This window comes from Roseateles sp. GW823-FHT07B05 (assembly GCF_058794515.1).
Map to the genome: position 1 here is coordinate 191,620 of NZ_JBXAGX010000003.1, position 26,098 is coordinate 217,717.

The window sequence follows — 26,098 nt, forward strand, 5'->3', positions numbered from 1 at the left end:
GATTGGCCCGCATTGCAGCAGCGCCGCGCCCGGCGCGCTGGCCGGGAACGGACATGGAAATCGGCTCAGTGCCGCGCCGGGCCGCCCTGCGGCTGGCCGTTGTCGGGCTTGCGCGGGAACGGCGCGAACATGGCGCCCAGCACCGACGGGATGGCCGCCACCATGACGATGATGAAGTAGGTCTTGTAGCCGAAGTGGTCGGCCAGCGGCCCCGACACCATCTGCGTGGGCACCAGCGTCAGGTTCATGATGGAGTTCGCGAACGCGTAGTGCGTCATGTGGAACTTGCCCGGCGAGATCTGCTGCATCATGTACAGCATGTTGGCGACGAAGCCGAAGCTGTAGCCGAACTTCTCCAGCGTGACGAGGCTGGCCACGGTCCAGAACGACAGCCCATGCCCCGGGCCGGCCAGCTGCGACAGCACGACGAAGCAGACGTGCGGGATGTTCAGGCACAGCGCCATGAACACCAGCGTGCGGCGGTTCAGGCCGTACTTGGCCATGAAGGCGCCGCCCAGCAGGCCGGCGCCCAGGCTGACGACGGTGGCGATGGTGCCGTCGATGAGGCCCTTGTCCTTCAGCGACAGGCCCACACCGCCGGCGTCGGGCGAGGCCTGCAGGAACAGCGGCCCCTCGATCAGCAGCAGCCCCTCGGAGCTGCGGTACAGGAAGACGAACAGCAGCATGCCCCAGATGCTGTCCTTCTTGAAGAAGTCGACGACCGCCTCGCCGAAGGTGCGGAACGCCGCCTTGATGCTCTCGGGCCGCTCGCCCAGGCTGCCGGTGGGCAGTAAGAACCAGTGGTACACGGCCAGCAGCGCCAGCGTGGCGGCCGACATGCCCAGCGCCCAGCTCCACGCGGCCGTCGTGCTGAGGTGGTGGTCCTCCTTCAGCGAGCCTGCCAGCCACACCACCAGCGCGGTGCCGAACAGCCGGCCGACGTTCCAGAACACACCTTGCACGCCGATGTATTTCGCCTGGCCCTTCTCGTCCAGCGACGTGATGTAGATGCCGTCCACGCAGATGTCCTGCGTCGCCGACGCGAACGCCATCACCCACAGCACGGCGATGGTGATCTGGAAGTAGTTGGGCAGCGGCAGCGCCACGGCGATGCCGCACAGCAGCAGCGCCATCAGTACCTCCATCCACAGCACGAAGAACTTCTTCGTCTTGAACATGTCCAGGAAGGCGGCCCACAGCGGCTTGAGCGACCAGGCGATGCCGATGCTGGCGGTGGCCAGCGTGATCTCGCCGTCGCTGTGGCCCAGGTCCTTGAACATCGTGCCCACCACCCAGATGACCATCGCGAACGGGATGCCCTCGGCCAGGTAGGACGACGGGACCCAGGCCCAGGGGTTGCGGATGCGGGGTGATGGGGTGCTCATGCGGATGAAACTGGCTGAAATTTTTCTAGGCCCCGGGTGGACAGCGCGGCGTTGTCTCCAAGCGCGTGGACAGCGTTGTCATTTTGGATCGCAACAGTGCCCGGGGAACTGCTTCACCCCGCCGCCCGGAGGCGGGCGCGGTGAGCGTGGCGACATGCTAGGCGCGTAACCGCCCGTGGCTTATCCAGGGTTACGCGGGGAGGGTCCGGGCCGGCAGCCGCGGTGCGGCGTCAGTCGCCCAGCGCCTGCCAGATGGCCGCGGCGACCGGCGGCAGCTGCGGGTCGGCGCTGATGTCGATGTTGGTCATCAGCAGCCGGCCGACGCGGGTGGCGGGGTCCAGGAACAGGAAGACGGTCACGCCGTCGTCGCTGCCCGTGTGGCCCACGCTGCCGTCCTTGCGGATGGCGAAGAACAGGCCCTGGTTGGGCTCGCGCGCGCTCAGCCCGGCGGGGGCCAGGCCGGGCGGGAACTGCGGCGCCATCGCCGCGCGCAGCGCCGTGGCCGTCAGCGGCGCGGGGGCCTGGCCGTCCAGCGCCGCCGCCCAGCCTTGCAGCAGCCGGGTGAGGTCACCGCAGGTGCTGCGCAGGCCGCCGTCCGGGTAGGTCGCGAGCAGAAAGGGTGGCACCGCGCGGCGCTCGGCGTCGTACAGCGTCGCCGCCTGCGCCAGGCGGCTGGCGGGCATGAACCAGGCGCTGTCCCGCAGGCCCAGCGGCTGCAGCACCTGCTCGGTGGACAGGTGCTCGAACGACTGCCCGCTGGCGCGCGCCAGCACGTGGGCCGCCAGCGCCGACCCGACGTTGCTGTACTGGAACCGCGTGCCCGGCGGTGCGTCGGAGAAATGCGCGCGCTGGTAGAGCCGGCCACCGGGGCGCAGGTAGGCGGCCAGGTAGTCACTCAGCGCCTGCCGCGGGCGCTGCGGGTCGGCGCGGCCGCGCTCGTAGGCGGCCTGCTGGTAGCCGGCGTCGCTGTCCACCACGCCGGCCGTGTGCCGGGCCAACTGGCGCAGCGTGATGGCAGCGGCCGGGGCGGCGGGGTGCGTCAGCGGCCAGCCCAGCCAGCGCGACACCGGCGCGTCCAGGCCCACCAGGCCGCGCTCGGCCGCCTGGGCCAGCGTCAGCCCGATGACGGTCTTGCTGACCGAGCCCACCGGCTGCCAGGTGTCCACCGTGTAGGGCCGCTGCGTGACGACATCGGCATGGCCGAAGGCGTGCTGCAGCTCCACCGTGGTGCCGCGGGTGCGCGCCACGCAGCCGCCGGGCAGCGGCGCGCTTGCCAGCAGCGGGCGCAGCCGGTCCAGCCGTGAGGCTGCGGCTTCGTGGCCCGCGGGCTGGGCATGCGCCGCCGTGAGGCCCGCCAGCAGCAACGCGGCCAGGCCGGGGCGCCGTCGCCAGCGCGGCGTCACCGTTCGCCGGGCTGCGGCCCGTCGTAGCCCTCGACGATGACGACGTCCGCCTCGGCGGCCGACTGGCGCAGCGCGATCTGCGCCGCGTACTCGGGCGAGCGGTAGCAGGCCAGCGCCGCGTCGTAGCTCGGGAACTCGACGACCACGTTGCGGCCGCGGCTCGTGCCCTCGGGGTTCTCGAACCGCCCGGCGCGCACCAGGAAGCGGCCGCCGAAGCGGGCAAAGATGGCGTCGTTGCGCTGGGCGTAGAGCTTGTAGGTCTCGGCATCCGAGACGTCGACGCGGGCGATCCAGTAGGCCTTGGGCATGGTGTCGGGGCGGCAGAAGCGAAGCCTGCGTTGTAGCGCATCGCGTGCAATCCGTCCGGCGCCGGTGCCAGGTCTTGCGGCACACTGCCGCACGGCACGCCGCCACCGGGCCCGATGAGGCCGGGGCAGCCGTGAAGGAGGGGGAATGAGCCAACACGACGCGGCCGCACGAGCCGTCGCACCGCCGGCGGCACTGCTGGCCCACAGCCACGAACTCTGGTGGCAGGAAGACGAGGCCGGCGTGCTGCGCGAGGTCTCGGCCACGGCCGCCGCGCTGACCGGCTGGCGGCCCGACGCGCTGCTGGGCCAGCCCGTGAGCCGCCTGCTGGACGCCGAGGCCCGCCAGGCGCTGGCGCAGGCGCTGGCCGACGGCCGGCCGGGCTGCCAGGCGCTGCTGCAGCGCCAGGGCCAGCCGCCGCGCCACGTGGTGCTGGCCGCCCAGCCGCTGCCCGGGGCCGGCGGGCGCTGGGTGCTGGCCCGCGACATCTCCGAGCAGCAGCTGCTGCAGGAGCGCCTGCAGCACAGCGAGCGCCGCTACCTGGAGCTGGGCGAAACCGCCAGCGAAGGCATCGCCGTGGTGCAGGACGGCTGCTTCAAGTTCGTCAACCGGCACCTGTGCGAGTTCGTCGGGCTCACGGAGCAGGAGCTGCTCGGCCAACCCTTTCTGGACTTCATCCACGAAGACGACCACGAGCTGGTGTTCTCCAACCACCGCAAGCGCCTGGCCGGCGTGCCCATCCCCACGCGCTACGAGTACCGCGTGAAGACCCGCGCGCGCGGCATGCGCTGGCTGGAGATGGGCGGCGCCCTCATCGACTGGCAGGGGCGCCCTGCCACCATCAACACCATCAACGACGTCACCGTGCGCAAGGAGCTGGAGGCCCAGGTGCGGCAGCTGGCCTTCGTGGACGCGCTCACCGGCCTGCCCAACCGCCGGCTGCTGGACGACCGCCTGCGCATGGCCGTGAACCAGGTCCCGCGCACGGGCCTGCACGGCGCCGTGCTGTTCATCGACCTGGACCGCTTCAAGCCGCTGAACGACACCCACGGTCACGCGGCCGGCGACGCACTGCTGCTGGCCGTGGCGCAGCGGCTGCAGGCCGCGGTGCGGGCGTCCGACTCGGTGATGCGGCTGGGCGGCGACGAGTTCGTCGTCATGCTGACGCCGCTGCCGGCCGACCCCGGCGACGCCGCGCACCAGGCCGAGCGCGTCGCGGCCAAGCTGCGCGAGTGCCTGGCCCGGCCCTACGAGCTGCGGCTGCCCGGCCCGCACGGCGGCGAGCAGCGCGTGCTGCACGACGGCTCGGCCAGCATCGGTGTGGCCCTGTTCGGGCCGCAGGACGACCAGCCCGACGCCGTGCTGGCGCGCGCCGACCAGGCCATGTACCGCGCCAAGGCCGCGCGCTGACCGCGGCCGCGGCGTCAGCGTGCCGGCGGCGCGGTGACGAAGCCGGCCACGTCGTCCAGCACCGGCGCCAGCCAGCGCAGCGGCCGGCCGAAGGCGCCGATCAGCGTCATGTGGCCGACGCGGTCATAGCGCCTGAACACCACCGGCACGCCCGCCGCCTGCAGCCGTGCGGCCAGCGCCGCCGAGTTGCGTTGCGGGTCCACCAGCCTGTCGCTGGCCGCCGCGCCGAGGAAGCTGGGCGGCGCGCCGGCGCCGGCGTGCGACAGCGGCTGCGTGCCGGGCGGCACGTCGGGGTGGAAGAACACCGGCTTCACGTCCGGGTTCTCGATGGGCAGGAAGTCGTACGGCCCGGCCAGCCCCACCCACCCCGCCAGCTCGCGCGGCGCATGCCCCGTGGGCGCCAGCCAGCGCGCGTCCAGCGCCAGCATCGCCGCGTTGTAGCCGCCGGCGCTGTGGCCCATGACGAAGACGCGCTGCGGGTTGCCGCCCAGGCCCTGCGCATGCCCGAGCGCCCAGGCCAGCGCGGCGGCGCTGTCCTGCAGGAAGGCGGGGTAGCGCACCTCCGGGTACAGCCGGTAGTCGGCCACCAGCGTCAGGATGCCGCGCGCCGCGAGCGCCTCGCCGACGAACGCATAGCTGCCACGCTCGCCGTTGTTCCAGGAGCCGCCGTAGAAGAACACCACCACCGGCCAGCCGCCGGCCGGCGCGGTGCTGGCGGGGCGGTAGACGTCCAGCCGCTGCCGCGGGTGCGGCCCGTAGGCCACGCCGGCGGTGCGCGTGTAGGTGTCGCCGGGCGCGAGCGCATTCAGCGCCGTCGTCGGCGAGCAGCCGGCCAGCAGGCCGAGCGCCAGCAGCAGTGCAAGGGTGGGGCGGGAGCGGGCGGGCATGGTGTGAGTGTGGGTGGCTCAGAGCTGGGTGCGCAGCAGGCGGGCGGCGGCCTCCCACGCCCGCTCGGTGAGCGGGCGGTCGCGCCACTGCTGCAGCGTGATGGGCCGGGCGCGGGCCCAGTCTGCCTCGAACACCGCCTGCTGCTCGCGGCCGAACGCGGTGCTCATCACGTTCAGGTTGGCCTCGTCGTTCAGGCGGAAGGAGCGGTTGTCGAAGTTCGTGGAGCCGACCGACGCGAACAGCCCGTCCACCACCAGCCCCTTCACATGGAACATCGTCGGCTGGTATTCGGCGAACTCGATGCCGGCCTCCAGCATCGGGCCCCAGCTGCTGCGCGAGGCCTTGCGCACCGTCTCGGAGTCGATGTGGCCGCTGGGCGTCAGGATGCGCACCTTCACGCCGCGCCGCGCGGCGTCCACCAGCGTGCGGATGGTCAGGTCGTCCGGCACGAAATAGGAGTTGGCCAGGTCGATGCGCTGGCGCGCCGCGGTGATGGCCAGCAGGTACATCAGGTGCATGCTCTCGCTGCCGCCGCTGGGCGAGCTGCTGAACATCTGCGCCGTGTACGGGCCCACCGGCGCCAGCGCCGGGAAATAGGCCTCGCCGTGCAGCACCTCGCCGGTGGCGCGCATCCAGTTGTCGAGGAACACCGACTGCATCTGCGCCACCACGGGGCCGGTCACGCGGTAATGCGTGTCGCGCCATTCGCCCGGGTGGCGCGCCTGGCCGCGCCAGTGGTCGGCAATGCCCACGCCGCCGGTGAAGCCGGTGCGCCCGTCCACCACCAGCAGCTTGCGGTGCGTGCGGTTGTTCAGGCGGCCCCAGTGGGCGAAGCGCGGCTCGTGGAAACGCTCGCAGGCCACGCCGGCGGCCTTCATCTCGTCCAGCAGCGCGGTGTCCATCTTCATGCTGCCCACCCAGTCCAGCAGCACGTTCACCTTCACGCCGGCGCGTGCGCGCTCGGTCAGCGCGTCCACGAACTCGCGCCCGATGCTGCCCGACCAGTAGATGTAGGTCTCGAAGTTGACCGTCTTCTGCGCCGAGCGGATGGCGGCCAGCATGGCCGGGAAGATCTGGTCGCCGTTCAGCAGCGTCTCCACCTGATTGCCCTCCACCAGCGGCGGCCCCAGCAGCGCGCTGAGCGAGCGGCGGAACTCAACGTCGTCCGTCTCGTACAGGCGCGGCAGCTTCTCGTCGATCTTCTTCTCGGCCGACGACAGGTTCTGGAACAGCAGCACCGCCAGCAGCGTAACCGCCGCCGTGGCCAGCACCAGCAGCCCGCTAGCCATCTTGCGGCGCGCCATGGGGGCCCGCGCGCGTCAACGCGCCGTCAGCCGCTTCACCAGCAGCGCCGCCACGTCCTCGCTGGAGCGCGGGTTCTGCCCGGTGATGAGGTTGCCGTCCTCCTCCACATGGCTGAGCAGCGGCAGCAGCGCGGAATGGAAGTCGGCGCCGCGCGCCTTCATCTCGTCCTCCAGCAGGAAGGGCACCACGTCCTTCAGCCGCGCCAGGAACTCCTCCGCGTTGGTGAAGCCCGTCACGCGCCGGCCCTGCAGGAAGGGCTGGCCGTCGGCGCGCCGCGCGTGGATCAGCCCCGCGGGGCCGTGGCACACCGCGGCGATGAGCTTGCCGGCCGCGTCGTGGCGGGCGATCAGCGCGTGCAGCGTGGCGTCATGCGCCAGGTCCACCATCGGGCCGTGGCCGCCGGGCAGGAACAGCGCGTCGAAGGTCTGCGCCGCCACGTCGGCCAGCGGCACGCTGTGCTGCAGCGCCTGCAGCGCGGGCTGCCAGCGCTGGCGCTGCTCGTCGTCCGGCGCGGTCTTCGGGTCCAGCGGCACGGCGCCGCCGCGGGGCGACGCCACGGTGACCGCGATGCCAGCCGCCGTCACGGCCATGTAGGGCACGGCGAACTCCTCCAGCCACAGGCCGGTCGGATGGTCGGGCGCCAGCTGGCTGGCACTGGTGGTGACGAACAGGGCATGCATGGCGGGGGCCTCGGCGGGTGAATCGGTTGCTGGCGACTCTAGGCAGGCGCCGGTGCCCTGGCTGTCAGAGGGGGCGCCGTGGCAGCGTGCGGCGACGCTGGTTGCGCGGGCCGGGAACCCCCGTCGCCGTGAATCAGTCCACTCGACGGGGCGCGTCCAGCCCACGCCCGTTCGGCAGTCTCACCGTGAAACAGCTCCCCCCGCCCTCTGCCGGGGCCACGCTGATGCTGCCGCCGTGCACGTCCACGATGCTGCGCACCAGGGCCAGGCCCAGGCCGGAGCCTTCGTAGCGGCGCCGGGTGTGCAGGCGCTGAAAGGGCTTGAACAGGCGGGCGGCGCCTTCGGCGCTGATGCCGATGCCGTGGTCGCGCACCTGCAGCACGCGGTCAGGGCCGTCGTCGAAAGCGCTGAACGCCACGTCGGGTGCCTTGCCGGCTTCGACGAACTTGAGCGCGTTGCTCAGCAGGTTCTGCAGCAGCAACTGCAGCATGGCCGGGTGGCCGGTCACGCCGCCCAGCGGCGCGGTGGTGATGCGCGCCCCGCTTTTCTTGATCTGCTGTGCCAGGGCGTCCCGTGCGGCCTGCAGCGCCCGGTCGAGGTCGACGCGCGTCATCGTCGGGGCCTCGTGCTGCCGCAGCTGCGCGTAGGCCAGCATGTCGTCCAGCAGCGTGCGCATGCGCTCGGTGCCGCGCAGCATCAGCGCCAGGTGCTGGCGGGCGGTGGAGTCCAGCGCCGTGGCTTCGTCGCTCAGCAGGCCGCCGAAGCCGGCGATGGTGTTGAGCGGCTCGCGCAGGTCATGGGCCGAGAAGCGCACGAACTGCTCCAGCCCGTCGTTGGCGCGCTTCAGCGCCTCGGTGTGCTGGGCCAGGCGCTGCTGGCTGCGCCGCAGTGCCTGCAGCGTGGCGGCCAGCAGCTGGCCGGGCAGCAGTGCCGCGGCGATGGCGATGTAGATGAACACCTGCTGCCAGGCCGCGCTGAGCGGTGGCGCGGGCAGCAGGCCGCTGCCGAGCGCGGCCACCAGCGTGACGGAGACGGCCAGCGTCAGCACATAGGCGCCGGCCAGCGGCAGCATCACGGCGGCTGCAATCAGCGGCAGCGTGGCGTACACCATGGGATACGGCAACCAACCGGCCGCCAGCAGCGTGATGCCGATGGCTGCGCACAGCAGCGCCCAGGCCAGCACTTGACCTGCGAGCTGCCGCAGCGGCGCCGGCCCCGCGCCCGCCAGCAGCAGCGCGAGCGGCAGTGTGGAAAGCGCGCCGATGGAGGCACCCTCCAGCCACTGCAGCCCCAGCGCGCCCGGGCTCTGGCCCATGAGTGGCCCCACGGTCAGCATCGCCACGGTGGCGCCGGCCAGCGGGGCGGCCAGCGCCGCCAGCAGCAAGGCCTTGCCCAGCGTGGGGGCGGAGTCGATGCCCGTGCGCTGCAGCCCCGCGTGGCGCAGGGCCGCGGCCGCGACGCTGATCTCGGCCAGGTTGGCCGGCGTGAAGGCCAGCGCCGGCAGCAGCGGATCGCCCCACAGCGCATTGGCGGCCGTGATGGCCAGCGTCGTCGCGGCCAGCAAGGCCGGCCAGTCCTTGCGGGGGCGGTGAGCCAGCGCGGCCACGGCCAGCGCGTTGGCGTACCAGACGGAGGCCACGCTGCCGGGCTGGCGGGACAGTTGCAGCGACAGCAAGGCCGCCAGCGCGTAGGCCAGCGCCAGGCCCACGGCCAGGGGCGCGAGCGGCAGACGCGCCAGCCAGGCCTCGGGGGTGCGCGTGCCCGGCGTGGGGAGCGCGGGCGGGTCGGTGGCCGTCATGTCAGCGTGGACGGATCGGCTTCGCGGGCAGCGCGCCGCCGGCGCCGGTGCCACAGCACGCCCAGCAGCAACGCGGCGGCGGCGAGCCACGCGGCGGCCCAGCCTGCCATCCGGTGCCAGGGCGGCTGCATCAGCGCGCTGCCGCTCAGCGGCCCCATCCAGCGCTGCTGGATCTCGCTGCGCTCCTGCAGTGGCAGCGCGACGATGGCGTCGTCCAGCCGCTGCACCAGATCAGCCCGCGCCTTGGGCACGGCCAGGCTGAGCGCGTAGTCGAAGCCGATCGGGCCTGCGGAGCTCAGCGTGCCCATGCGGTGGCGCTGGGTGATGAAGGCGGCGCTGGCGGCGTCCACCACGGCGGCGTCGAAGCGCCCGTCCTGAACGCCCTGCAGCGCCTGCACGTCGTCGGGCACGGGCGCCCAGGCCACCTGAGGAAAGTGCTCACGCGCGAACCCTTCCACGGCATAGCCGGCACCGACCGACACGGCCCTGCCCGCCAGCTGCTGCAGCGCAGCCCGGCCGTCCGCACTCTGGGGGACACGGGCGTCGGTGCCGCGCACCACCAGGATGGCGGGCACGTTCACGTAGGGGCGGGTGAACGCCAGGTACTCGGCCCGCTCGGGCGTGGGCCGCAGTGAAGACACCAGGTCGGCCCCGCCGGCGCGCAACAGCGCCAGCTGCTGGGCGAGGGGTGCGGGCGGCAGCGTCCGCAGCTGCAACCCGGCGGCGGGCGCAAGGCGGGCGAGCAGGTCCACCGACAGGCCCTTCACCTGGCCCTGGTCGTCGGCGAACACGAAGGGGCCGTAGTCGCGCTCCGGCGCGAAGCGCACGATCTCCGGGGACGCCGCCTGGGCGGGAGGCAGCGCGACCAGCGCCAGCGCGGCGAGCAGCAGGCGCCAGTGCCCGGCCGTCATGCCGAGGCGAGCCCCCGGGGTTGCCCCAGGCGCTGCGCCTGGGCCTGCGTCAGCGGCTTGACGAGGTAGTCCTTCACCACCGGATGCGCCAGCGCCTGCTGACGCTCGCTGTCCAGCGGTGAGCTGCTGAGCACGACGATCTCGGTGGCACCCCGGACGTCCGCGGGCAGGCGCTCGAACGCCGCGATGAACTCGAAACCATTCATCCCCGGCATGTTGACGTCCAGCAGGATGAGGCCCACGCGGCCGGGCGCCTGCGCAATGACGTCCAGCGCCTCGGGCCCCGACTCGCATTCCTGCACCGCCCACGGCAGCCCCGTGCGGCCCAGCATGATGCCGGTGTAGGTGCGATCGAACTCGCTGTCATCGACGAGCAGCACGGGAATGGTCATCGCCAATCGGTCCGGGAGTGCTTACGCGGCGATTGAGTGTAGCCAGCAGGACGTTGCGTGGGTGCGCTTGACGGATGCGTCAGCGGCTCAAGCAGATCAAGCGGCGCGCCGGCACAGGTTGTTGTGAGTTCGGCTGCTGACGGCCTGCCGCTCAGCGCCGCCGCACGCGCGCGCTCTTGCGCGTGGCGACGAAGAAGTCGTCCGGCTTGGTCTTCACCCAGTCCACGAACGCGCGGAGCGGCGGGTGCGCCAGCAGCGCCTCCACCGTCGCGTACTGCCGCGCCAGCTCCGCCTCGGTCAGCAGCGCGTGGATCTGCCGGTGGCACACCCGGTGCAGGTACGCCGTCTGCCGCCCGCCGCGGCTCTTGGGCACCAGGTGGTGGGCGTCGCGCTGCGCGGGCGGGATGGGGCGCTCGCACAGCGGGCAGATGACGGGCTCGGGCGGGGCCATGCGGTGCGCGTCAGGCCGCCTCAATCGCCCGCGCCGGTGGCCGAGCCTTGCGACTCCGCCGCCTGGTCGATCATCAGCCGCGCCATCAGCAGGGCCACCAGCGTCTCCACGGCGGGGTCGTCGCTCAGCAGCTCCACGAGGTGGCGGTTGCGCAGCGTCAGCCACTTGCCCTGCGCCGTGGCCAGCAGCTGGCCGCGGTGCTCCACGCGGAACGACATGTCGATAAAGTTGCCGGTGAACGTGGCGCCGTCAAACGGCCCGCCTTCCACCACCAGCGTGCGCCGCAGCGTGAACACGCGCTGGCACAGCGTGAAGGCCCCGAGCGGCGAGGTGATGTCCCACCGCGGCACCCAGCTCAGGATGCGCCGGCGCATCACCGTCTCGGCCCCGCCCGCGGCCGTCAGCACCCACACCTCGCGGAACCAGGCGAAGCGCCAGGTGCAGTCATACAGCTCCACGGGCTCGCTGCCGTCGCCGCGCTCCTCGCGGATCTTGAAGCGCTCTTTCAGGGACAGGAGTTGGGTGGCGACGCTGAGATGGCGGGGCATGGGGGCAGCAGGAGTCGGGTGGTTCAGAAAGCTCGGCCGAGTGCGCGACTCCGACAAGCAGCGCGTCGGGCAATTCGAAGCGCCGGGATTGGCGATCAGGCCATCTGGGCGGTTTGCTCGCCGAAAGGTTTGGAGTTGAGGCCTGACCCCGATCCCGTTGGTCAGTGGCCGGGAAGATGCAGCACGCCGGCGCGCTGCGCCAGCGCGGCGAGGCGCCGGTCCAGCGTCCACAACGCCGCACCAGGCGTCAGCCGTGTGGACGCCAGCAGCGCGATGTCCACATAGCCGCAGCCCTGGCCGAACAGCTGTTCGCGCTCCAGGAAGGCCAGCACCTCCTGCAGGTTGGCCTGCTGCGCCGAGGGCAGCCGGGACAAGTCGGCCAGCGTGCGGTTGCGCGACGGCGGCGTGCCGCAGGCCAGTTCGCCGATCACCAGCGGGTGGCAGAGCACCCGGTCCAGCGCCAGCAATTCGGCCAGCGCGGCGTTGTGCTGCCGGAAGTGGGCCACCCAGACGGAGGTGTCCACCAGGACCGGCTTCACTGCGGCGCTGCCTCGCGGCGACGGGGTATGTCGGCCATCGCCGGCGCCTGGCCGCCCAGCGCAGCCAGGCGCTTGGCAGCCTGTACGCGCACAAAGGTCTTGATGGCCTCGCGAAACAGGTCGGCCTTGTCCATGTCGGGCTCAGCGAGCTCCAGGGCCTGCTGGTACAGGGCGTCGTCGATGGTGACGGTGGTGCGCATGATGAGTGCCTCAGAGTTGATGCGAGTCTGCATCTAACGAGGCATCAGGGCAAGCGGTGGGTGCAGCTGGGAGCGGGGATTGGCGGAGGACTTTAGATTTGAGACCTGACCCTGGCTCCCCCGCATGTGGTCCTGATCCCGTGACCCCGAGTTCACGATCATTTAGACCCATACTCATTCGATCCGTTGCTGACGATGCGTTCCTTGCCTAACTATGCGTTTTGAAGAATTTCAGCAATTCGAGGGTGATAGTCTGAAACTGATTTTCCTATGCCATCTACGCATCGCTGGAAAATCTTTGCCCCATCGGTCGCCTTGATTTCAATAGCAATTCGTTGGGCTGCACTTTCCTCAAGGTCTGGGCCGCAAAGCTTTACCACATATCCCATCACGTACCAGCGATTATGCGATTGGGCGAGTTCTGCTGCGGCGAGCACTGAGGCGGCCTTGCATTCATGATCGCCTGCCTTGAAGATGAACTCAAGGCGTTTGACTAGGACATCGCAGTATTCAAAGCTGAATCCGGTGGATTCGACCCAATTGCAGTATTCAAGGGCGACGAACTTCCATAGCCCGAAATCCAAATCCTTTAGAAGCGAAAGAGCCTCTTCGTCGAGAGCCGAGTGGACAACATATTTGTCGTCGTAGATCGTGGCGTGCGACAAAAATCTAGCGAATGCATGGGCTTTATCTAGGTCCCAACTACCAACGTACTTTACAGCGTCCGCCCATTCAGCGGCCTTCGGACTTGCAGTAATTGATGTGGTCGATGAGAGCAAGGTAAGAAGTGTGCCCCGCAGCGCCTGAACGCTCTTAAAGCGCTTCTCGGGTCGTTGCTCCGTACATTTTTCGATGATTGCGCCAATTGAACCTTGTGCGGTTTGCCGTTGATAGGGTATGCGTGGCGTGTTTGAATATATGTCGTGCAATATGCAGCCGAATGCATATATGTCAACTGCTGGCGTGGATCCTCGAAAATCAATGGCTTGCTCCGGGGCGCAGTACGCTGCGGTTCCCCAATTTGAGTCTAGTGATGTTAGTTTTGTTGTTCCTGTTGACGGCGGCAAAACAAGGCCGAAATCGGTTAGCTTCCACGTGCCCTCATGGAGTAATATATTTTGCGGCTTAAGGTCCCGATGCACAAATCCTAGTTGGTGCAATTCTTCTAGGGCGTTTAGTATGTCGGCCAGTCCATTTGCAGGAACGTTGCCGCTTATTCGATCTAATTCTATTTAGTCATGGAAATTTCGATCGGCCAAGGGCATAAGATAAGACGGATCTGGATTGGAGAGTTCTGAAGAAACTATCGGTATGAATGATTTTGAGTTTAGCGAGGATTGAACCCGTACTTCTCTTGAAAATCTGGTTTTCAGCTTCTCCAGTTCGGAGGCTGATCCTATTGCCATGGCTGGTGCAAACGTCTTTTTCGCCAGTCTGCTTCCATCTGGCATGCGTACCTGCTCTACCCGGCCGAAGCCGCCCCGCGCTATTTCCTTTTCGACTATCACAAGCACTCCCTAGGTTATTTGATGTGCAGCGCATCCGCAGCGGCGCGACGCGGGCTCGGGGGCAGGCCCTAAATCTAAAGTACAACAACCCCACCTGACCGACTCAACCGCCGGTACAGCGTATTCCTGCTGACGCCGAGCCGCCGCGCCGCCTCCGACACATTGCCATCCACGGCCGCCAGCGTCTCCCGGATGCTGGCGTCTGCCTGCTCCCGCAGGTCGCCGCCACCGGCAGTCCACATGGCCGGCCTCGCTGCAGTAGCAGGAGCCGCGGCGCCTGACGCCGCCAGCCTCTCCCGCAGGTCATCGCCCAGCTGCGCCAGCGTCAGCATGTCCTCGCCATCCTCCAGCAGCGCCACCCCCGTCCTCACCACGTTCGCCAGCTGCCGCACATTCCCTGGCCAGCGGTAGCGGCTGAACAAGGCCATCACGGCGTCATCCACCCGCAGCGCCCGCGCCGGTGCCTCGGCCTGCAGCAGCTTCGCCACCAGCGCCGGCAGGTCGCTGCGCTCGCGCAGCGGCGGCAGCGTCAGCGTCAGGCCGTTCAGCCGGTAGTACAGGTCTTCGCGGAAGCGCCCCGCGGCGACCTCGTCCGCCAGCCGGCGGTGGCTGGCGCAGATCAGCCGGAAGTCCACCGCCACGGCCGTGCCGCCGCCCAGCGGCGTGACGGTGCGTTCTTCCAGCACGCGCAGCAGCCGGGCCTGCATGGCCAGCGGCATGTCGCCGATCTCGTCCAGCAGCAGCGTGCCGCCGTGCGCCTCGCGCAGGCGGCCGGGCGCGCCCTGGCGGCTGGCGCCGGTGAAGGCGCCGGGGCGGTAGCCGAAGAGTTCGGCCTCGATCAGCGTCTCGGGCAGCGCGGCGCAGTTCACGGCGACGAAGGGCTGGGCGCGGCGGGCGCTGCTGGCGTGCAGCGCGCGGGCCAGCACGTCCTTGCCCGTGCCGGTTTCGCCGTGCAGCAGCAGCGGGATGGCCGGCTTGTCGAGCACGCGGCGGGCGCGGTCCAGCGCGGTGCGCAGCGTGGCGTCGCCGGTGTCGAGCGCCGCGAGGGCGTCGGCCGGGGCGCCAGCGGGTGGGGGGCGCAGCGCGGGCGCGGCGGCCGGCGAAGCAGCGGTCGGGGCGCGGGCCGGGGCGACCGCGGGCGTGGACAGCGCCACGCCGTGGCGCAGCGTCTGGCCGCGTTCCACGCGCAGCCACAGCGGCGCGCTGCCGCCGCCGCGCGGCAGCAGGCGCGGCGTGGCGCCCAGCGCCAGCAGCGCGCGCACGTCCAGCCCCAGCGCGCGTTCCACGGTGGCGGCGCCGATGTCGTGGCGGGCCAGGCCCAGCAGGTCCAGCGCGGCGGTGTTGGCGCCGGTCACCCAGCCGTCTTCGCTGACGGCCAGCAGGCCTTCGGTGACGGTGCCCAGGCCCTCGGCCTGGGTGTGCAGCCGCAGGTGCAGGCCGGCGGCGTGGCGCGCGGTGAAGAGCTGGTGCTCGATCATGCGGGCGCCGCTGCGGGCCAGCGCCAACGTGTGGCGGTGGTAGCCGCGGCGGTCGCCTGAGATGTCCAGCACGCCCAGCAGCTGGCCGGCGGGGTCGGCGATGGGGGCGGCGGCGCAGGTCAGGAAGCCGTTGCGCGACAGGTAGTGCTCGCCGGCGTGCACGACGAGCGGCTGGCCCTCGGCCAGCGCGGTGCCGATGGCGTTGGTGCCGCGCCATTGCTCGCTCCACAGCGCGCCGGGGCGCAGCGCGACGCGGGCGGCGCGGTCGGCAAACGGCGCGTCGCCGCTGGCGTGCAGCAGCAGGCCGTGGGCGTCGGCCAGCAGCACGAGGCTGTCGCTGCCCTGCACCTGGTCGTGCAGGAAGGCCATCACGGGCTGGGCGTGGGCCATCAGCGCGTGGCGGTGCTCCAGCGCGCGGGCCAGCTGGGCGGCGCTGGCGTGCGGCGCGCCCTGGGGGCGGCCTTCGGGGGCGAGGCCGAAGTGGTCGCGGCAGCGCGCCCAGCTGGCCTGCAGCGGGCCGGCGATGAGGCCGCTGGCGACGGTGCCGGTGTCCAGCCACTGGCGGCGGGCCTGGCGGATGCGGTCGGGCGGCGTGGGGGCCTGGGATGCGGGCATGGCGTTGTCTCCGGTGCGGCGCGGGGTGGCGCCTTGGGGCGCTCTGCGGTGCCGGGTCAGCATGCCCGGCCTGCCGGACGCTAGCCTGACGCCGCCGCGCGTCAAGCGGTTGTGCCGGTTTGGCACGGTGTGCCGGCGCGGGTGTGCCATTTCGTGACAGTCTGGCCGGCGCCGGGCCTGGTTTTGCGCCGGCCGGCGGCGGGGCCGGCGGAAGGGGCGCTGGCACGCGGTTTGCGCTGAAGGGGGTGACCCGGCGCCGTTCAGGACGCCGGGCGCCCATCCCTCGGAGACAAGCCCCATGACCGTTTACGCCGCCCCCGGCGCCGCTGGCGCCAAGATCGCCTACAAGCCCCGCTACGACAACTTCATCGGCGGCAAGTTCCAGCCGCCGGTGGAGGGCCAGTACTTCGACGTGATCTCGCCGATCAACGGCAAGGTCTACACCCAGGCCGCCCGCTCGGGCGCGCGCGACGTGGAGCTGGCGCTGGACGCCGCCCACGCCGCCGCCGCCGGCTGGGCCGCCACGCCGCCGGCCGAGCGGGCCAACGTGCTGCTGAAGATCGCCGACCGCATCGAGCAGAACCTGGAGCTGCTGGCCTACGCCGAGACGGTGGACAACGGCAAGCCCATCCGCGAGACGCTGAATGCCGACATCCCGCTGGCGGTGGACCACTTCCGCTACTTCGCCGGCTGCGTGCGGGCGCAGGAGGGCGCGCTCAGCGAGATCGACGGCCACACCATCGCGTATCACTTCCACGAGCCGCTGGGCGTCGTGGGCCAAATCATTCCGTGGAACTTCCCGCTCCTGATGGCGGCCTGGAAGCTGGCGCCGGCGCTGGGCGCGGGCAACTGCGTGGTGCTCAAGCCCGCGGAGAGCACGCCCATCGGCATCCTGCTGTTCGCCGAGCTGATCGCCGACCTGCTGCCGCCGGGCGTGCTCAACGTCGTCAACGGCTTCGGCCGCGAGGCCGGCACGCCGCTGGCGACGAGCAAGCGCATCGCCAAGATCGCGTTCACCGGCAGCACGGCCACCGGCAAGGTCATCGCGCAGGCGGCGGCGGCCAACCTGATCCCGGCCACGCTGGAGCTGGGCGGCAAGAGCCCCAACCTGTTCTTCGACGACGTGATGGCCGAGGACGACGCCTTCCTCGACAAGGCCATCGAGGGCCTGGTGCTGTTCGCGTTCAACCAGGGCGAGGTGTGCACCTGCCCCAGCCGCGCGCTGATCCAGGAAAACATCTTCGACAAGTTCATGGAGCGCGCGCTCAAGCGCGTGGCGGCCATCAAGCAGGGCAACCCGCTGGACACCGACACCATGATGGGCGCGCAGGCCTCGGCCATGCAGATGGACAAGATCGAGACCTACCTGGCGCTGGGCAAGGAAGAGGGCGCCAAGGTGCTGGCCGGCGGCAGCCGCGCGCAGCTGGGCGGCGACCTGGCGGGCGGCTACTACATCCAGCCCACGCTGTTCCAGGGCCACAACAACATGCGCATCTTCCGCGAGGAGATCTTCGGCCCCGTGCTGGCGGTGACGACGTTCAAGACCGAGGCCGAGGCGCTGCAGATCGCCAACGACACGCCCTACGGCCTGGGCGCCGGCGTGTGGACGCGCGACGGCAGCCGCGCCTACCGGCTGGGCCGCGCCATCCAGGCCGGCCGCGTGTGGACCAACTGCTATCACGCCTACCCGGCGCACGCGGCCTTCGGCGGCTACAAGGAATCGGGCATCGGCCGCGAGACGCACAAGGACATGCTGGACCACTACCAGCAGACCAAGAACCTGCTCGTGAGCTACTCGCCCAACGCGCTGGGCTTTTTCTGACCAGCCGTTGCGCCGGCTGACGGGGGCCGCCGCGGCGGCCCCTTGTCATCACAGCACCCGCTGCGCCGCCGCCGTGTAGGCCGGGATGCCCACCAGGATGTTCAGCGGGAAGGTCAGCCCCAGCGACATGCCGAAGTACAGCGCCGGCCGCGCCTCGGGGATGGCGATGCGCACCACCGCCGGCACGGCGATGTAGGACGCGCTGGCCGCCAGCACCATCAGCAGCGCGCCGTTGCCCACCGACAGCCCGCAGGCCCAGGCCAGCGCCAGCGCCAGGCTGGCGTGCACCGGCGGCGCCAGCAGCGCGTAGGCCAGCAGCCGTGGCGACTCGCCGCGCAGCGAGCCCAGGTTGCGCGCAGCCAGCAGGCCCATGTCCAGCAGGAAGAAGGCCAGCATCCCCTTGAACAGGTCGCCGGCGAAGGGCTTCATCGCGGCCTCGCCCGAGGCGCCGGTGATCAGGCCCACGGCCATCGCGCCGATGAGCAGCAGCTGCGCGCCGTCGGTGAGGGACTCGTGCAGCACCGACTTCAGGCTGTGCGAATGCGCCGTGCTGCCCTCGCGCTTGCGGGCCAGGTTGGCCAGCACCACGGCCATCACGATGGCGGGCGATTCCATCAGCGCCATGGCCGCGGCCATGTGCCCGCCGAAGGCGACGCCCTGGTTGCCCAGGTACTGCGTGGCGGTGATGAACGTGACGGCGCTGACCGAGCCGTAGGTGGCCGCGATGGCGGCCGCGTCGAAGCGCGACACCAGCCGCTTGAGCAGCAGGTAGCCCAGCGCCGGCACCGCGGCGGCCAGCAGCAGCGCGCAGGCCAGGCTCACCACCACCTCGGCGGTGAGGCCCGACCTGGCCAGCGCGAAGCCGCCCTTCAGGCCCAGCGCCATCAGCAGGTACAGCGACAGGAAGCGCGCGATGGGCGGCGGGATCTCCAGGTTGGACTTGAGGGCCCCGGCCAGCAGGCCGAAGACGAAGAAGAGGATGGCGGGATCGAGAAAATTCTGCATGGCGGGGCGCGATGGTGCGCAGGCCCGTTGATATGCACAATTGATTTATGTCGATGCCATTGATCAAATTTGCCAATGCGTGATGCGCCGCCCCCGGGGCTGGAGAAGGCGTGGCGGGCCAGCTGGCCGCAGCTGCGCAGCCTGGAAGCCACCGTGCGCCTGGGCGGCGTGGGCCGTGCGGCGCGGGCGCTGCACCTGGCGCAGCCGACCGTGTCCACGCAGCTCAAGGAACTGGCGGCGAGCTTGGGGCTGGTGCTGTTCGAGCCGCAGGGCCGCGGCCTGGTGCCCACCGCCGTAGCGGAGCAGCTGGCCGCCACCGTGCGCGACATGGCCGGGCGCTGGCAGCAGTTCGAAGAAGACGCCGCCGCGCTGCAGGGCCTGCGCCAGGGGCGGCTGCGCATCGCTGCGGTGACGACGACCGAGTACTTCCTGCCCGACCTGCTGGGCCCGTTCGCGCGGCAGTACCCGGGCATCCGCATCGAGCTGGCGGTGGAGAACCGCGATGCCGTCGTCGCAAGGCTGGAGCGCGGCGACGACGAGCTGGCCGCGATGATGCGGCCGCCCACGCACCTGCCGCTGGCGCGCTGGCCGTTCCTGGAGAACCCGCTGGTGTTTATCGCCGCGTTGGACCACCCGCTCGCCGCGCGGCGGCGCCTGCGGCTGCAGGACCTGGTGGACCAGCCGCTGCTGGTGCGCGAGACCGGCTCGGGCACGCGCGCCGTGCTGGAGGAGGCGCTGGCCGAGCGTGGCATCGACTGGCCGCCGCGCATGGCGCTGGGCAGCAACGAGGCCGTCAAGCACGCGGTGCGCGCGGGGCTGGGGCTGGCGCTGCTGTCCCGCCACACGCTGGCGGCCGAGCCGGCGGGCGAGGGGCTGGCGGTGCTGCCGGTGGCGGGCTTCCCGCTGCGGCGGCAGTGGGTGCTGGTGTGGCGGCAGGACCGCGCGCTGTCGCTGCCCGCGCGCACGCTGCTGGACGACCTGCGCGCCCGGCTGCGCGTGCGCGCCGTGCCGCGCTGAAACAAACGAAACGCACCCCCCGCTTCGCTGAAGCGGCGCTGCAACGCGCGCTGCCGAGCATGACGGCTCTTTCGACACGGAGCCCTTCATGACCTCGACCCGCCACACCCTGACCCTGATCGCCACCGCCGCGCTGCTGAGCGCCAGCACGCTGGCGCAGGCCCAGCTGATCCAGCCTGCGCCGCAGGCGCGCCGCGCCCCGGCCGAGCCGGCAGCCGCCGGCTTCATCATCAAGTTCAAGGACGGCAGCCGCACGCCGGTGGCCGCCAAGGCCGCCGTGCAGGGCTTCCGCGCGATGACCGAGGCGCGCGGCCAGCGCGTGGCCTTCGACCGCGAGAGCGCCTTCGGCCGCCGCGTGATCCGCCTGGACCGCCGCGTGCCGGCGCGCGATCTGACCCAGTTGGCGCGCGACATCCAGCTGTCCGACCCCAGCATCGAGTCGGTCGAGATCGACCACGTCGTGCGCGCCAGCTTCACGCCCAACGACGGCCGCTGGGACCTGCAGTGGGACTTCGTCAGCGGCACGGGCGGCATCAACATCCAGAAGGCCTGGGACCTGAGCCAGGGCTTCGGCCAGCGCGTGGCCGTGCTGGACACCGGCGTGCGCCCGCATGCCGATCTCGTCGGTAACCTGCTGCCGGGCTACGACCTCATCAGCGACAGCACCCGCGCCGGTGACGGCGGCGGCCGCGACAGCGACGCCAGCGACCCCGGCGACAACGTGGCCGCCGGCGCCTGCGGCCTGTTCGAGCCGGCCGAGGCCAGCAGCTGGCACGGCACCCACGTGGCCGGCACCATCGCCGCCGTGGGCAACAACGGCATGTGGGTCAGCGGCGTGGCGCCCAAGGCCAAGATCGTGCCGGTGCGCGTGCTGGGCAAGTGCGGCGGTGCCGAGTCCGACGTGGCCGACGGCATCGTCTGGGCCGTGGGTGGCAGCGTGGGCAACCTGCCCAAGAACGCCAACCCGGCGCTCATCCTGAACCTGTCGCTGGGCGGCCAGCACAGCTGCGGCAGCACCTACCAGTCGGCCATCGACTACGCCCGCAAGCTGGGCGCGCTGATCGTGGTGGCCGCCGGCAACGACGAGGAGGACGTGTCCAACCACGCGCCCGCCAACTGCAAGGGCGTGATGGCCGTGGCCGCCACCACCCGGGCCGGCGCCCGCGCCAGCTACTCCAACTTCGGCAGCGGCGTGGACATCGCCGCGCCCGGCGGCGACAAGGACAACCCGGTCTGGTCGCTGTCCAACATGGGCACGGCCGGCCCCAGCACCGATGCGCTGGCCGGCATGAGCGGCACCTCGATGGCTGCGCCCCACGTGGCCGGCGTGGCCGCGCTGATGATGGCCAGCAACAGTCTGCTGATGCCGTCTGACACGGCCTACCTGATGAAGGCCTCGGCGCGCAGCTTCCCCGGCAGCTGCAGCGGCTGCGGCACCGGCATCGTCGACGCCGAGGCGGCCGTCATCGCCGCGCGCGGCTTCCGCGCCGAGCGCGAGCCCAACGACACGGTCGCCACCGCGCAGTACCTGAACGTGTTCCCGGCCCGCGTCATCGGCACGCTGCAGGCGGCCTACCCGGAGCAGGTGGACGTGTTCTCGCTGAACCTGCCGGCCGGCCAGGGCCTGTCCACCAACATCGTGGTGCTGGCGATGGACTTCAACTTCAGCGCGTCGCTGGAGCTGCTGGACGCCACCGGCAAGGTGCTGGCCAAGTCCACCGTCATCAACAACAAGCCCGAGATCAACTACTACAACACGTCGGGCAAGACGCAGGCGCTGTACGTGCGCGTGAAGGGCAAGACGACGCTGATGCTGGGCTCCGGCGACAAGGCCTACGAGCTGAAGCTGACCCGCAATCCCTTCTGACTACTCCGCGTCAGCGCGCTGCGTACGGCCCCGTGCGCAGCGCGTCCGCAATGCCCTTGCGGTTCTGCGCCAGCGCGACGAGGCTGAAGTGGATGTGCCCGCTGCCCGGCGCCAGCCGGCGGATGCTGTCGATCTGGCCCAGGACCTCGTCGGGCTGCCAGCTCTGCGGCGTGCTGTCGATGCGGCTGGTGAACAGCCCCGGGTGCAGCGGCCGGTCCAGCGGGTTCAGCGCCTGCCACGACTGCAGCAGCACGTCGAAGGCCTGCGCCGCCTGCGCCCGCGGCCAGTACAGCTGAGGCGCGAGGTAGTCCAGCCAGCCCTCGCGCAGCCACAGCTCCACGTCGGCGTACAGCTTGTCGTACTGGCTGAAGCCGGTGATGCCGGCGGGCCGCAGGTCCGGCCGCGGCAGGCCGAAGGGGCTGATGCCCACGCGGGTGCCGGGCCGCGTCTCGTGGGCCACCGCGTACAGCCGCTGCACGAGGCGGTTCACGCTGTAGCGGCGCCAGTCGGCGCGCGCCAGGCTGCCGCCGCCGGCGAGGTACTTCTGCCAGCTGGTTTCGTCGGGGAAGTCGATGTCGTTCTTCGCCGCGTCCTGCACCGGGTAGGGGTAGAAGTAGTCGTCGATGTGGATGCCATCCACCGCATAGCGGCTCAGCAGGTCGCGCACGACGGCCAGCGTGTGCTCCGCGGCGGCGGGCTCACCGGGGTCTATCCACAGCTGGTCGCCATAACGCTTCACCCAGTCGGGCTGCGTGCGGCTCAGGTGCGTGGCCGCCGGTGCGGACTTGGCCGTGCTGTGTCGCGCGCGGTAGGGGTTGAGCCAGGCATGCAGCTCCAGCCCGCGCAGACGTGCCTCGGCCAGCCAGACGGCCAGCGGGTCGTAGCCCGGGTGCTGGCCCTGCGTGCCGGTGAGGTACTCGCTCCACGGCTCCAGGCTCGATTCGTACAGCGCATCCGCGCCCGGGCGCACCTGCAGGATCAGCGCGTTCAGGCCGATGCGCTGCGCCGTGTCGCACAGCGCGCGGATCTCGGCCTGCTGGGCTTCGGCGGAGAGGCCCTTCTTGCTGGGCCAGTCGATGTTGGCGACGGTGGCCACCCAGGCGGCGCGCCATTCGCGCGGCGGCACGGCGGGTGGGGCTGCCACGGCGCTGGCCGCTGGTGAGGGCGCTGCCGGTGCGTCGCCCGGCGGGGCGGGCGGCGGCGCGGGCGGCGTGGCGCAGGCGCCCAGCAGCGGCAGGCTGGCGAGGCTGAGGAGGTCGCGGCGCTTCATAGCTTGATGAACCAGTGTTGGCGGTGCATGAACCACGCCACGGCATACATGACGAGCACGAAGGCGATCGCATGCAGCAGCGACGCGTTGATGGGCGCGAGGCCCGTGTCGAGCAGGGGTTGGTACAGGTGCCGGCCCAGGCTGCGGCCGTCGGCCAGCGTGAACGTGTGGAGCAGCTTGGCGACGAGCCCCGACAGCACGAACAGGAACAGCGCGTTCATGCCGAACACCACCAGCGGGTGCAGCACCCTTGCCCAGCGCGCACGTGACAGCGGCTGCGGCATTGCGTCCAGCAGCCAGTAGAAGACGGCGAACACCAGGCAGGCCCAGCCGGCCATCGTGAAGACGAAGGCCGGCGTCCACAGCGACTTGTTGATGGGCATCAGCCACGCGTGCAGCACCTGGCCCAGCCACAGCGAGGCCAGGCCGGCGATGACCCAGGTCATGGCCTTCTCGGCGGGTTGCCGGCGGGACGCCAGCACATAGCCCGCCAGCACGCCCAGCAGCTGCGACGCGACGGCCGGCAGCGTGGAGAGCAGGCCCTCGGGGTCCCAGGTCTTCGCCTGCTTCCACAGGTGGCCGTCCATCAGCAGCCGGTCCAGCCACGCGCCGGCATCCTTGCCGGGTTCCAGCAGGCCCACGTGGACGACGCCGTCGGCATCCGGCACCGGCAGGCACAGCTGGATGACCGAGTAGACGGCCATCAGCCCCAGCGCCCACAGCGCCACGCCGCGCGCGCCGCACCACAGCACGATGGGTGCGGCCAGCAGCGTGCACAGGCCCAGGCGCTGCAACACGCCGGGGAGGCGCAGCGTGGCGAGGTCGAAGCTCGGGATGAGGTTCAGCAGCAGGCCGATGCCGATGATGAGCACGGCGCGGCGCGATGTGGCGAGCAGCAGCGCGGTCTTGTCGGCGCCGGCCTGCGCGCGGCGGGCGAGGCTGATCGTCATCGCCATGCCGCTGATGAACACGAAGAACGGGAACACCCAGTCCGTGAACGTCCAGCCGTGCCATGGGGCGTGCAGCAGCGGCGCGTACACATGGCCCCAGTCGCCCGGGTTGTTGACGAGCAGCATCGCCGCGATGGCGAAGCCGCGGAACGCATCCAGGCTGAGGACGCGGCCGTTCACTCGACCTTCTTCCCGAAGCAGTCGGGGATCTTGATGAGCGCCGCCATCGCGACGCTGGGCACCGTGGCCACCAGCACCCACGCGAAGAAGGGCACGTAGCCGAGGTGGTCCTGCAGCCAGCCGCTCCACATGCCGGGGATCATCATGCCCAGCGCCATGAAGCCGGTGCAGATCGCATAGTGCGCAGTCTTTTGCGGGCCATCAGCCACGTGGATCATGTACATCAGGTAAGCCGTGAACCCCAGGCCGTAGCCGAACTGCTCGACGGCCAGCGCCGCGCTGATGACGGCCAGGCTGGTCGGGTGTGTCAGCGCCAGCACGAGGAAGGCCACGTTGGGCACGTGCATGGCGGCCACCAGCGGCCACAGCGCCTTCTTCAGGCCCACCTTGGAGATGACCCAGCCGCCGCACAGCCCGCCCAGCGTCAGCGCCGTCAGGCCCACGGTGCCGTAGGCGATGCCGACGGCCTTGGTCGACAGGCCCAGGCCGCCGTCGCTGACGGGGTCCAGCAGGAAGGGCGTTGCCAGCTTCAGCAGCTGCGCCTCGGGGAAGCGGTACAGCAGCAGGAAGCCCAGCGTGACGAGGATGCCGGGCTTCTTGAAGTAGCTCGCGAACACGGCGAAGAACTCCGCCACCAGCCCGCGCGCGGCCGCGCCACCGGCGCCGCGCACGTCCGCCGCGGGCCGGGGCAACGCGAACGCGTGCCACAGCGCCAGCGCCACGAACAGCCCGCCCAGCAGCCAGAACACGGCAGCCCACGCCTGCACGACGCTGCCGGTGCGCTCGGTCAGCTCACCGGCCAGATACACCAGCCCGCCCTGGCCACCGATGTTGGCCAGCCGGTAGAACGTGGAGCGCACGCCGACGAAGGCGGCCTGGCTGTGCTGCGGCAGCGCCAGCATGTAGAAGCCGTCGGCGGCGATGTCGTGCGACGCGGACGCGAACGCCATCAGCCAGAACACCGCCAGCGTCATCTGGAACGCGCGCTCGCCGGGCAGCGTCAGCGCCACGCCGGCCAGCGCCGCGCCGACGAAGAACTGCAGCACCGTGACCCACGCACGCTTGGTGCCGAACAGCTCGGCCAGCGGCGACCACAGCGGCTTGATGACCCAGGGCAGGTAGAGCCAGCTGGTGTAGAGCGCGATGTCGGTGTTGGAGATGCCGAGGTTCTTGTACATGACGACCGACAGGGTCATCACGACGACGTAGGGGATGCCTTGCCCGAAGTACAGCGTGGGAATCCACGCCCACGGGGAGCGCTGCGTCGCGCTCACGCGGCCAGTGCCCGGCTCACGCTGCCGTCGGCGGCTTCGAGCAGCTGCCGAGCCTGATCGACACCCACGCCGCGCTTCAACATCACCAGCGCCGTCTTTACATGGTGGTCGCACTGCGCCAGGGCGGCCTGGGCGTCCGCCTCGCTGGCGCCCGACGCGCGCACCGTCAGCGCCAGCGCCCGCTTCACGAGCTTGGCGTTGGTGGCCTTCAGGTCCACCATCAGGTTGCCGTACACCTTGTTGAGCTTGACCATCAGCGCCGACGAGAACGAGTTCAGCGCGATCTTCTGCGCCGTGCCGGCCTTCAGCCGCGTGCTGCCGGAGATGACCTCGGCGCCGGTGTCCAGGATGACGCCGATCTCGGCCTGCTGCGCCACCGGCGCGCCGGGGTTGTTGGCGATGCCGATGGTCAGCGCGCCGGCGTCCCGCGCGGCCTGGATGGCGCCCAGCACGTAGGGCGTGCCGCCCGATGCGGCCAGCAGCAGCGCCACGTCGTTGGGGCCGGGCTTCAGCGCGGCGAGGTCGGCGGCGCCTTGCAGGCGGTCGTCCTCGGCGCCTTCCACGGCGACGAACATCGCGCCGTGGCCGCCGGCGATGACGGCCACGGCCCGTTCGCGCGGCCACGAGAAGGTGGGGTACAGCTCCACGCTGTCCAGCACGCCCAGGCGGCCCGACGTGCCGGCGCCTGCGTACAGCAGCCGGCCGCCGGCGCGGATGCGCGGCAGCGCCGCGTCCACGGCCGCGGCGAGCTGCGGCGCGGCAGCCTTGACGGCGGCGACGGCGGCGGTCTGGTCGGCGATGAAGGCATCCAGCAGCGCCGGTGTGGCGTAGGTGTCCAGGTCGGGATGCCGGGTGCTCGGGGTTTCGGTGTTCAGCATGGGAAATGGGGGCGCTAA

24 protein-coding genes are annotated in these 26,098 nt (G+C 71.0%); 4 read left to right on the forward strand and 20 right to left on the reverse strand.

Annotation, left to right across the window (positions count from 1 at the left end; genetic code table 11):
* Nucleotides 1-65: 65 nt before the first annotated feature.
* The 3 genes from AC1Q7O_RS09065 to AC1Q7O_RS09075 all read right to left on the reverse strand — a co-directional run bounded on the left by AC1Q7O_RS09065 (nucleotide 66) and on the right by AC1Q7O_RS09075 (nucleotide 3,096).
* On the reverse strand, nucleotides 66-1,385 hold the full coding sequence (locus tag AC1Q7O_RS09065) for an MFS transporter (protein ID WP_492659063.1): 1,320 nt from the start codon (nucleotides 1,383-1,385) through the stop codon (nucleotides 66-68).
* Between the two features lie 230 nt (nucleotides 1,386-1,615).
* A complete protein-coding gene (locus tag AC1Q7O_RS09070; RefSeq protein ID WP_492659062.1) occupies nucleotides 1,616-2,788 on the reverse strand; it encodes a serine hydrolase domain-containing protein in 1,173 nt (390 codons plus the stop codon).
* A complete protein-coding gene (locus tag AC1Q7O_RS09075) occupies nucleotides 2,785-3,096 on the reverse strand; it encodes a DUF1330 domain-containing protein (RefSeq protein ID WP_492659061.1) in 312 nt (103 codons plus the stop codon). The genes AC1Q7O_RS09070 and AC1Q7O_RS09075 overlap by 4 nt, the downstream gene beginning before the upstream one ends.
* A gap of 145 nt (nucleotides 3,097-3,241) precedes the next feature.
* Here AC1Q7O_RS09075 and AC1Q7O_RS09080 point away from each other — a divergent pair, with 145 nt between their 5' ends.
* A complete protein-coding gene (locus AC1Q7O_RS09080; RefSeq protein ID WP_492659060.1) occupies nucleotides 3,242-4,504 on the forward strand; it encodes a diguanylate cyclase domain-containing protein in 1,263 nt (420 codons plus the stop codon).
* Between the two features lie 14 nt (nucleotides 4,505-4,518).
* Here the strand turns inward: AC1Q7O_RS09080 and AC1Q7O_RS09085 are convergent, their stop codons facing one another.
* The 12 genes from AC1Q7O_RS09085 to AC1Q7O_RS09140 all read right to left on the reverse strand — a co-directional run bounded on the left by AC1Q7O_RS09085 (nucleotide 4,519) and on the right by AC1Q7O_RS09140 (nucleotide 15,817).
* A complete protein-coding gene (locus AC1Q7O_RS09085; protein WP_492659059.1) occupies nucleotides 4,519-5,391 on the reverse strand; it encodes an alpha/beta hydrolase in 873 nt (290 codons plus the stop codon).
* A gap of 18 nt (nucleotides 5,392-5,409) precedes the next feature.
* A complete protein-coding gene (locus AC1Q7O_RS09090; RefSeq protein ID WP_492659058.1) occupies nucleotides 5,410-6,696 on the reverse strand; it encodes a phospholipase D-like domain-containing protein in 1,287 nt (428 codons plus the stop codon).
* Nucleotides 6,697-6,711: 15 nt separating this feature from the next.
* Nucleotides 6,712-7,377 (reverse strand): type 1 glutamine amidotransferase domain-containing protein, encoded by a 666-nt coding sequence (locus AC1Q7O_RS09095; protein WP_394509362.1) that lies wholly within the window; start codon nucleotides 7,375-7,377, stop codon nucleotides 6,712-6,714.
* A gap of 133 nt (nucleotides 7,378-7,510) precedes the next feature.
* The gene (locus AC1Q7O_RS09100; protein WP_492659057.1) at nucleotides 7,511-9,175 is read right to left on the reverse strand and encodes a sensor histidine kinase; all 1,665 of its coding nucleotides are present in this window, start codon (nucleotides 9,173-9,175) and stop codon (nucleotides 7,511-7,513) included.
* Entirely contained in the window at nucleotides 9,172-10,086 is a 915-nt protein-coding gene (locus AC1Q7O_RS09105; RefSeq protein ID WP_492659056.1) for a transporter substrate-binding domain-containing protein, read from the reverse strand. The genes AC1Q7O_RS09100 and AC1Q7O_RS09105 overlap by 4 nt, the downstream gene beginning before the upstream one ends.
* Nucleotides 10,083-10,478 carry a response regulator gene (locus tag AC1Q7O_RS09110; protein ID WP_492659055.1) on the reverse strand — a complete coding sequence of 132 codons (396 nt, stop codon included), beginning with the start codon at nucleotides 10,476-10,478 and terminating at the stop codon, nucleotides 10,083-10,085. The genes AC1Q7O_RS09105 and AC1Q7O_RS09110 overlap by 4 nt, the downstream gene beginning before the upstream one ends.
* 151 nt (nucleotides 10,479-10,629) lie before the next feature.
* The gene (locus tag AC1Q7O_RS09115; protein WP_492659054.1) at nucleotides 10,630-10,929 is read right to left on the reverse strand and encodes an HNH endonuclease; all 300 of its coding nucleotides are present in this window, start codon (nucleotides 10,927-10,929) and stop codon (nucleotides 10,630-10,632) included.
* Nucleotides 10,930-10,949: 20 nt separating this feature from the next.
* Complete coding sequence (locus AC1Q7O_RS09120; protein WP_492659053.1) at nucleotides 10,950-11,477, reverse strand: LURP-one-related/scramblase family protein; 528 nt, start codon at nucleotides 11,475-11,477, stop codon at nucleotides 10,950-10,952.
* A gap of 161 nt (nucleotides 11,478-11,638) precedes the next feature.
* Nucleotides 11,639-12,004 (reverse strand): type II toxin-antitoxin system VapC family toxin, encoded by a 366-nt coding sequence (locus AC1Q7O_RS09125; protein WP_492659073.1) that lies wholly within the window; start codon nucleotides 12,002-12,004, stop codon nucleotides 11,639-11,641.
* Between the two features lie 8 nt (nucleotides 12,005-12,012).
* A complete protein-coding gene (locus AC1Q7O_RS09130) occupies nucleotides 12,013-12,216 on the reverse strand; it encodes a type II toxin-antitoxin system VapB family antitoxin (RefSeq protein WP_492659052.1) in 204 nt (67 codons plus the stop codon).
* A 212-nt stretch (nucleotides 12,217-12,428) separates the two neighbouring features.
* Nucleotides 12,429-13,448 (reverse strand): protein kinase domain-containing protein, encoded by a 1,020-nt coding sequence (locus AC1Q7O_RS09135; protein WP_492662694.1) that lies wholly within the window; start codon nucleotides 13,446-13,448, stop codon nucleotides 12,429-12,431.
* Between the two features lie 350 nt (nucleotides 13,449-13,798).
* Complete coding sequence (locus tag AC1Q7O_RS09140; protein WP_492659051.1) at nucleotides 13,799-15,817, reverse strand: sigma-54-dependent Fis family transcriptional regulator; 2,019 nt, start codon at nucleotides 15,815-15,817, stop codon at nucleotides 13,799-13,801.
* 298 nt (nucleotides 15,818-16,115) lie between these two features.
* On the opposite strand from AC1Q7O_RS09140, the gene exaC reads away from it, so the two are divergent.
* A complete protein-coding gene (gene exaC / locus AC1Q7O_RS09145) occupies nucleotides 16,116-17,639 on the forward strand; it encodes an acetaldehyde dehydrogenase ExaC (protein ID WP_492659050.1) in 1,524 nt (507 codons plus the stop codon).
* 48 nt (nucleotides 17,640-17,687) lie between these two features.
* Here the strand turns inward: exaC and AC1Q7O_RS09150 are convergent, their stop codons facing one another.
* On the reverse strand, nucleotides 17,688-18,644 hold the full coding sequence (locus tag AC1Q7O_RS09150) for a sodium-dependent bicarbonate transport family permease (RefSeq protein WP_492659049.1): 957 nt from the start codon (nucleotides 18,642-18,644) through the stop codon (nucleotides 17,688-17,690).
* Nucleotides 18,645-18,719: 75 nt separating this feature from the next.
* On the opposite strand from AC1Q7O_RS09150, the gene AC1Q7O_RS09155 reads away from it, so the two are divergent.
* Both AC1Q7O_RS09155 and AC1Q7O_RS09160 read left to right on the forward strand, forming a co-directional pair.
* Nucleotides 18,720-19,661: a LysR family transcriptional regulator gene (locus tag AC1Q7O_RS09155; RefSeq protein ID WP_492659048.1), complete on the forward strand. Its 942-nt coding sequence runs from the start codon at nucleotides 18,720-18,722 to the stop codon at nucleotides 19,659-19,661.
* 88 nt (nucleotides 19,662-19,749) lie between these two features.
* Nucleotides 19,750-21,528 carry a S8 family peptidase gene (locus AC1Q7O_RS09160; protein WP_492659047.1) on the forward strand — a complete coding sequence of 593 codons (1,779 nt, stop codon included), beginning with the start codon at nucleotides 19,750-19,752 and terminating at the stop codon, nucleotides 21,526-21,528.
* A 10-nt stretch (nucleotides 21,529-21,538) separates the two neighbouring features.
* On the opposite strand, the gene AC1Q7O_RS09165 is transcribed toward AC1Q7O_RS09160, so the two are convergent.
* Genes AC1Q7O_RS09165 through AC1Q7O_RS09180 form a run of 4 tightly spaced genes read right to left on the reverse strand, consistent with a single transcriptional unit; the run spans nucleotide 21,539 to nucleotide 26,080 of the window.
* Nucleotides 21,539-22,798, reverse strand: a complete 1,260-nt coding sequence (locus tag AC1Q7O_RS09165) for a glycoside hydrolase family 10-like protein (protein WP_492659046.1) — start codon at nucleotides 22,796-22,798, stop codon at nucleotides 21,539-21,541.
* Nucleotides 22,795-23,928, reverse strand: a complete 1,134-nt coding sequence (locus AC1Q7O_RS09170) for an acyltransferase family protein (protein WP_492659045.1) — start codon at nucleotides 23,926-23,928, stop codon at nucleotides 22,795-22,797. The genes AC1Q7O_RS09165 and AC1Q7O_RS09170 overlap by 4 nt, the downstream gene beginning before the upstream one ends.
* Nucleotides 23,925-25,202: an MFS transporter gene (locus AC1Q7O_RS09175; protein ID WP_492659044.1), complete on the reverse strand. Its 1,278-nt coding sequence runs from the start codon at nucleotides 25,200-25,202 to the stop codon at nucleotides 23,925-23,927. Before AC1Q7O_RS09175 ends, AC1Q7O_RS09170 begins: the two co-directional genes overlap by 4 nt.
* A complete protein-coding gene (locus AC1Q7O_RS09180; RefSeq protein WP_492659043.1) occupies nucleotides 25,199-26,080 on the reverse strand; it encodes an N-acetylmuramic acid 6-phosphate etherase in 882 nt (293 codons plus the stop codon). Before AC1Q7O_RS09180 ends, AC1Q7O_RS09175 begins: the two co-directional genes overlap by 4 nt.
* Nucleotides 26,081-26,098 lie beyond the last annotated feature (18 nt).

Excerpts from the sequence above, each read along its gene's own strand:
- AC1Q7O_RS09140 (WP_492659051.1), bottom strand. The coding sequence starts at position 15,817 with ATGCCCGCATCCCAGGCCCCCACGCCGCCCGACCGCATCCGCCAGGCC.
- AC1Q7O_RS09105 (WP_492659056.1), bottom strand. The coding sequence starts at position 10,086 with ATGACGGCCGGGCACTGGCGCCTGCTGCTCGCCGCGCTGGCGCTGGTC.
- AC1Q7O_RS09150 (WP_492659049.1), bottom strand. The coding sequence starts at position 18,644 with ATGCAGAATTTTCTCGATCCCGCCATCCTCTTCTTCGTCTTCGGCCTG.
- AC1Q7O_RS09180 (WP_492659043.1), bottom strand. The coding sequence starts at position 26,080 with ATGCTGAACACCGAAACCCCGAGCACCCGGCATCCCGACCTGGACACC.
- AC1Q7O_RS09085 (WP_492659059.1), bottom strand. The coding sequence starts at position 5,391 with ATGCCCGCCCGCTCCCGCCCCACCCTTGCACTGCTGCTGGCGCTCGGC.
- AC1Q7O_RS09110 (WP_492659055.1), bottom strand. The coding sequence starts at position 10,478 with ATGACCATTCCCGTGCTGCTCGTCGATGACAGCGAGTTCGATCGCACC.
- AC1Q7O_RS09115 (WP_492659054.1), bottom strand. The coding sequence starts at position 10,929 with ATGGCCCCGCCCGAGCCCGTCATCTGCCCGCTGTGCGAGCGCCCCATC.
- AC1Q7O_RS09160 (WP_492659047.1), top strand. The coding sequence starts at position 19,750 with ATGACCTCGACCCGCCACACCCTGACCCTGATCGCCACCGCCGCGCTG.
- AC1Q7O_RS09120 (WP_492659053.1), bottom strand. The coding sequence starts at position 11,477 with ATGCCCCGCCATCTCAGCGTCGCCACCCAACTCCTGTCCCTGAAAGAG.
- AC1Q7O_RS09155 (WP_492659048.1), top strand. The coding sequence starts at position 18,720 with ATGCGTGATGCGCCGCCCCCGGGGCTGGAGAAGGCGTGGCGGGCCAGC.
- AC1Q7O_RS09095 (WP_394509362.1), bottom strand. The coding sequence starts at position 7,377 with ATGCATGCCCTGTTCGTCACCACCAGTGCCAGCCAGCTGGCGCCCGAC.
- AC1Q7O_RS09165 (WP_492659046.1), bottom strand. The coding sequence starts at position 22,798 with ATGAAGCGCCGCGACCTCCTCAGCCTCGCCAGCCTGCCGCTGCTGGGC.
- exaC (WP_492659050.1), top strand. The coding sequence starts at position 16,116 with ATGACCGTTTACGCCGCCCCCGGCGCCGCTGGCGCCAAGATCGCCTAC.
- AC1Q7O_RS09130 (WP_492659052.1), bottom strand. The coding sequence starts at position 12,216 with ATGCGCACCACCGTCACCATCGACGACGCCCTGTACCAGCAGGCCCTG.
- AC1Q7O_RS09075 (WP_492659061.1), bottom strand. The coding sequence starts at position 3,096 with ATGCCCAAGGCCTACTGGATCGCCCGCGTCGACGTCTCGGATGCCGAG.
- AC1Q7O_RS09080 (WP_492659060.1), top strand. The coding sequence starts at position 3,242 with ATGAGCCAACACGACGCGGCCGCACGAGCCGTCGCACCGCCGGCGGCA.
- AC1Q7O_RS09065 (WP_492659063.1), bottom strand. The coding sequence starts at position 1,385 with ATGAGCACCCCATCACCCCGCATCCGCAACCCCTGGGCCTGGGTCCCG.
- AC1Q7O_RS09090 (WP_492659058.1), bottom strand. The coding sequence starts at position 6,696 with ATGGCGCGCCGCAAGATGGCTAGCGGGCTGCTGGTGCTGGCCACGGCG.
- AC1Q7O_RS09100 (WP_492659057.1), bottom strand. The coding sequence starts at position 9,175 with ATGACGGCCACCGACCCGCCCGCGCTCCCCACGCCGGGCACGCGCACC.